The following is a 2,758-nucleotide window of genomic DNA, read 5'->3' as shown; positions in this document are numbered from 1 at the left end:
GGCATGGCCGAGGCGCTGGCCCGCACCGCCGTCGAGCTCGCCCGCCAGGTCGTGCGCAACGAGCTGTCGACCGCGCCGGAGCTGGTCTCCAGGGTGGCGCACGACGCCGTCGAGGCGCTGCTGATCAACGCCCGCCACGTCCGCGTGCGCGTGCATCCGGACGACCTGCCGCTGGTGCTGGACGGCGCCGGCCAGGAGCTGCGCGCCCGCGAGGCGCAGGTCATTCCCGACCCGTCCATCGCCCGGGGCGGCGTCAAGGTCGACGCCGACATCTGCAGCGTCGACGCCTCGCTGCCGGCGCGCTGGCAGTCCGCCGTCGGCGCGCTGGGCCAGGCCTCCGTCTGGGAGGACCGCCGCAGCGCCGCCGAGGTGGCCCAGGAAGCGCGCCTGGACTTCCGCAACGATCCGACCCCCAGCCAGTACGGCGGCCTGCCGCACGGCTACCAGAACAGCGGAGACCGCGAGCCATGAGCAGCCGCACCGACCGCTGGGCCCAGTACTTCGACGACCTGCAGGCCTTCGCCGGCAACGCGCCGGCGCTGGAGCCGCAGGGCAAGCTGGTGCGCGTGGCCGGCCTGGTGCTGGAGGCCACCGGCGTGAAGGTGCCGGTGGGCTCGGTGTGCGAGATCCACATGCCCTCCACCGCCGCCGCGCCGCGTCGCGGCCAGCGCCCGGTCACGGCCGAGGTGGTCGGTTTCTCCGGCGACCGCGCCTACCTGATGCCGACCGACGAGATCCAGGGCCTGGCCAGCGGCGCGATGGTGCTGCCGCGACCCGCCGCGCTGCACGGGCCGGTGCTCGGCGAGGAGCGCCATCCCTGGCGCCGCGACGAGGACCGCGGCCTGCACCTGCCCATGGGCGATGGGCTGCTGGGGCGCGTCGTCGACCCGCAGGGCCATCCGCTGGACCGCGGCGGCCCGCTGGTGGACGTGCGCGACGAACCGATGGTGCGCCGCCCCATCAACGCGATGGACCGCGACCCGGTCCGCCGCCCGCTGGACACCGGCGTGCGCGCGATCAATTCGCTGCTGACCGTCGGCCGCGGCCAGCGCCTGGGCCTGTTCGCCGGCACCGGCGTCGGCAAGTCGGTGCTGCTGGGCATGATGGCCCGCTACACGCAGGCGGACGTGATCGTCGTCGGCCTGATCGGCGAGCGCGGCCGCGAAGTGAAGGAATTCATCGAGGACATCCTGGGCGAGGAAGGCCTGCGCCGCAGCGTGGTCGTCGCCGCGCCGGCCGATGCGCCGCCGCTGCTGCGCATGCAGGGCGCGACCTACGCGACCGCAGTGGCCGAGCATTTCCGCGACCGCGGCCAGCATGTGCTGCTGCTGATGGACTCGCTGACCCGCTATGCGATGGCGCAGCGGGAAATCGCGCTCGCCATCGGTGAACCGCCGGCAACCAAGGGCTATCCGCCGTCTTGTTTCGCCAAATTACCGCAACTCGTCGAGCGCAGCGGCAACGGCCTGGCAGGCGAGGGATCGATCACCGCCTTCTACACCGTGCTGTCCGAGGGCGACGACCAGCAGGACCCGATCGCCGACGCGGCCCGAGGCATCCTGGACGGCCACATTGTGCTGAGCCGCGAACTGGCCGAGAGCGGGCACTACCCCGCGATCGACGTCGAGCGCTCGATCTCGCGCGTCATGACCAGCGTCGCCGACAAGCGGCACGTCGAACTGGCGCGCCGATTCCGGCAATTGCTCGCGAAATACAACAAGGCGCGCGACCTGATCCAGCTCGGCGCCTACCAGCCGGGGCACGATCCCGAACTCGACCTGGCGGTGCGCCTGCATGGCGACATGGACCGATTGCTCCAACAAGACATGCATTCCCCCGCTTCTTTGAACGATTGCCTCAACCAGTTGACCGCCACACTCAACTTTGCGTGATAGCTGCCGACATCCGTGAAGCGAGGTCATCGACATGAGTAGTTCCAACTTGCAGGCCCTGACCGTTCTCCTCGAACGCGCGGAGGCCGAGCGCGATGAAGCGTTGCGTCATCTGCAGGACGCGCAGGCGCGTGCCAACGCCGCCCGCAACCAGCATGACCAACTGGCGCAATACCGCACGGACTACCGCAGCCGCTGGTCGCAGGAATTCGCTCAGCGGACCACGGTCCAGCTGCTGGGCTGCTACCAGAACTTCGGCCAACGGCTGGACCAGGCCATCGGCCAGCAGAGCGGCATCGCCGACTACGCCGACCAGCGCCTGAGCGCCGCCCGCGACCTGCTGCGCGAGCGCGAGCTGCGCGTCGCCTCGGTCCGCAAGCTGATCGAGCGCCGTCGCGCCGAGACGCTGCGCACCCAGATGCGCCAGGAACAACGCGCCACCGACGAGCAGGCCGCCCGCGCCGCCTCGCGCGGCGGCAACCCGATGTCGCGCCTGGTCGCCTGAGCGCGATCCGGTCGCCGGAACCTTTTTTCCCGTCATGACGCAGATCCAGAACACCCCCGCGTTGCCGGGCGGCCTCGGCGCGATGCCGTCCGCCCCCCGCCGGCCGCAAGGATGGCGGCTCGCCCGACTTCTCGCGCCTGCTGAACCAGAGCAACCAGCAGCTGCAGCAGCAGTCCGCGCAGTCGGCCCGCTCGACGATGGCGCAACTGCAATCGCAACAGCTGGCGACCCAGCAGGCCCAGTCGCAGCAGCAGGCCCGCCAACTGGAAGCCCAGCAGCTCGACGCCCGCCAGCAGGCCCAGCGCCAGGATCAGCGAGCCCAGCGTGATGCGGTCGAAGTTCTTGCCTGTGGCCAGCATCA

Annotated in this window: 4 protein-coding genes; 3 read left to right on the top strand and 1 reads right to left on the bottom strand. The window is 71.0% G+C overall.

What is annotated here, in order from left to right; translation table 11 throughout:
• The 3 genes from FUT87_RS22235 to fliJ all read left to right on the top strand — a co-directional run.
• Positions 1-471, top strand: a 471-nt coding sequence (locus FUT87_RS22235) for a FliH/SctL family protein (protein ID WP_186830701.1), incomplete at its 5' end; no start/stop codon positions are given.
• Positions 468-1,892, top strand: a complete 1,425-nt coding sequence (gene fliI, locus FUT87_RS22230) for a flagellar protein export ATPase FliI (RefSeq protein ID WP_099861639.1) — start codon at positions 468-470, stop codon at positions 1,890-1,892. The genes FUT87_RS22235 and fliI, both read left to right, overlap by 4 nt.
• A gap of 34 nt (positions 1,893-1,926) precedes the next feature.
• Positions 1,927-2,397, top strand: coding sequence for a flagellar export protein FliJ (fliJ, locus tag FUT87_RS22225; RefSeq protein ID WP_147242422.1), 471 nt, complete (start codon positions 1,927-1,929; stop codon positions 2,395-2,397).
• 32 nt (positions 2,398-2,429) lie between these two features.
• Here fliJ and FUT87_RS29185 read toward each other — a convergent pair.
• On the bottom strand, positions 2,430-2,758 hold a 329-nt coding region (locus tag FUT87_RS29185), incomplete at its 5' end, for a hypothetical protein (RefSeq protein ID WP_186830702.1).

This window comes from Mitsuaria sp. TWR114 (assembly GCF_007997345.1).
Note: the sequence above shows the minus strand (reverse complement) of the source record. Positions and strands in the feature narration are given on the sequence as shown.

Coding starts and splice junctions, on each gene's coding strand:
- fliJ (WP_147242422.1), top strand. CDS start 1,927: ATGAGTAGTTCCAACTTGCAGGCCCTGACCGTTCTCCTCGAACGCGCG.
- fliI (WP_099861639.1), top strand. CDS start 468: ATGAGCAGCCGCACCGACCGCTGGGCCCAGTACTTCGACGACCTGCAG.